Here is a 2,153-nt window from a genome sequence, read left to right on the forward strand (position 1 = left end):
CCAGATTGACTTACAGCAGTAATTAGCGAGAATTAATGCTATCTGCGCCAAGCAATTCTCATGGTAGACGGTTTGCAATCGCACTATAGAGCAACTCATAAGTTAATTACAACGATTGCTGCAATGATTTAAACGTTTCTTATACATGAAGAAGTAATTGTTGCAAAGCATGAAGTATTTGCAGCAACTGCTTATACATGAAGGAGCAATTGTTGCAAACGCTTCAATTTTGGCAACTAGTTTTGAGGGTTAAGCGGTTAGAGTGGGGTAAAATTTACGCTCAAACCCAAGTTGATGAGCTACTTCAGACTTGTGTGTAACCGTAGCCTTATTCTTGGGGAGGGGAGACAAAGCATAGCTTTGGCAGGGTGGGGTGCAATGACTGTAGGAATCATAACTAATTTCCGAACTTGCATTGTTAATGCGTCAGCTTGCGCGGAGTTTTTCTGGTGAATTTGGCGATCGCTATTCGAGTGCTAGCACTTACGGACAATTAGGATTGCTTGCACAAACGCAGGAGAATTACGCAGAGGCTAGGGCTAATTTGCAGACAGCGTTGGAGATAAGTAGATGGACAAAAATATTTACAGTCATTGCGAGCGAAGCGAAGCAATCTCAACCCTTGCGATTGCTTCATTTCGCTTCGCTCCATTCGCAATGACAGTGTGTAATTAATTGTGTCCGACTACTTATATGTTGAGTATCAGGATGAATATATGGCTACGGTGACGCGAGAGAATTTAGAGGGTTTACCGGAGTAGGTGGGGATATGGGCGATCAATCGCGTTTTGGGTTTTGTGGAGGTGCGATTGGGTTTAAGTTTGTGGAGATGCGATCGCGGTTGCTTGATTGGTTTGGGAGGGCGATCGCTCTCCCGTTATCTTAAAAGTTACAATGAGTATGGTATTTATAGGAAAGGTAGAAATGACTGCAAAAGACAAAATTCATGCTGAAATTGATAGTCTTAACGAAGAATATCTAGATGAACTATATCTTTTAATCAAAGATTTTGCCCAATCTAAACAACATCTGAAAAAACTGAGTTTCATGTCAAAATTGAAACAAATCAAGATAAATGCTCCAGAGGATTTCGCTAGCAACCTTGATTCTTATCTAGCTGGGGATGAGGGTAATAAATAAAATCTTTGTTGATACATTATTTGTGGTAGCTTTAATTAATCAGCGTGACCAATATCACCAGCGAGCCTCCGAATTAGCCGATAGCTTAGAAACTCAACTCTTAATCACAACTGATGCAGTACTTTTAGAAATTGGTAATGCACTAGCTCGTAACTACAAAAATGAGGCTGTTGAGATTATCGAGCATTTCTTTGGCTCAGATGAAGTGGAAATTGTGCGACTCACTCCAGGATTATTCGCACAAGCATTCACACTTTACAAAACCCATCAAGATAAAGCATGGGGTTTAGTTGATTGTATTTCGTTTGTAGTTATGAAGCAAGCTGAAGTCTCTCAAGCTTTAACTTTTGATCAGCATTTTGTACAAGCAGGTTTTCAAGCTTTAATGAGATAAGTTGGAAACTGAGTTGGTTTTGTGAGTAGCGATTGCACCCAAACGGGAATTTCCTTCAAGGAACCAAATTAGTGCATGAGTATCGATGACATACTTCATAAATTACTTATGACCAGTCTAAGCTATCTTCTTTATCTCCGTGAAATTCAGCAATTTTAAAATCCTCTTCCGTAGACTAATTCTTCCCAGAAAACATACCAAACTGCATCATCTGGGTTTGTTTTCGGGTTGTCTCTGGCTCTAAAAATGTGACAATAACTCGGCTTTCTAATACATCTAATGGTAATTCGACAAGTTCGATTTTGCCGTGTTTGTAAACACCTTCAACTGATTTCAACATTGCTTTTCACCAAATTCACCACTTATATATAGGAATCGTATTTGATTTTTGAAATTATCTACGTGGGCGGGGAGTGGGGAGTAGGGAGTAGGGAGTAGGGAATAAGGAATTAGGCTTTTCGATCTGTACCGAGCTTTTTCATAAATCAAATATTAAGTAAGTCGGCGTGAAAAAACCAAACTATGTAAAGATAAATAAATACGGACAATGTATCTACCGAGGTGACTAAGAGATGGGCGCGTAGTTTTTGGGTGTTTTTGACAAAGCTGTTAGCTATTA

3 protein-coding genes are annotated in these 2,153 nt (G+C 39.4%); 2 read left to right on the forward strand and 1 reads right to left on the reverse strand.

The window, feature by feature from the left end:
- Positions 1-924 precede the first annotated feature (924 nt).
- Positions 925-1,140: a hypothetical protein gene (locus LC574_RS37020; RefSeq protein WP_229458607.1), complete on the forward strand. Its 216-nt coding sequence runs from the start codon at positions 925-927 to the stop codon at positions 1,138-1,140.
- Positions 1,124-1,534, forward strand: a complete 411-nt coding sequence (locus tag LC574_RS37025) for a type II toxin-antitoxin system VapC family toxin (RefSeq protein ID WP_267871815.1) — start codon at positions 1,124-1,126, stop codon at positions 1,532-1,534. Before LC574_RS37020 ends, LC574_RS37025 begins: the two co-directional genes overlap by 17 nt.
- Before the next feature lie 175 nt (positions 1,535-1,709).
- Here LC574_RS37025 and LC574_RS37030 read toward each other — a convergent pair whose 3' ends face one another.
- Positions 1,710-1,874 (reverse strand): hypothetical protein, encoded by a 165-nt coding sequence (locus LC574_RS37030; protein WP_306422223.1) that lies wholly within the window; start codon positions 1,872-1,874, stop codon positions 1,710-1,712.
- Positions 1,875-2,153: the final 279 nt, after the last annotated feature.

Origin of the sequence: Nostoc sp. CHAB 5715, from assembly GCF_020829685.1 — a bacterium.
In the GTDB taxonomy this organism is placed as follows: domain Bacteria; phylum Cyanobacteriota; class Cyanobacteriia; order Cyanobacteriales; family Nostocaceae; genus Nostoc.

What these genes read in the sequence shown, in the direction of transcription:
- LC574_RS37020 (WP_229458607.1), top strand. Translation starts at nt 925, where the DNA reads ATGACTGCAAAAGACAAAATTCATGCTGAAATTGATAGTCTTAACGAA.
- LC574_RS37025 (WP_267871815.1), top strand. Translation starts at nt 1,124, where the DNA reads ATGAGGGTAATAAATAAAATCTTTGTTGATACATTATTTGTGGTAGCT.
- LC574_RS37030 (WP_306422223.1), bottom strand. Translation starts at nt 1,874, where the DNA reads ATGTTGAAATCAGTTGAAGGTGTTTACAAACACGGCAAAATCGAACTT.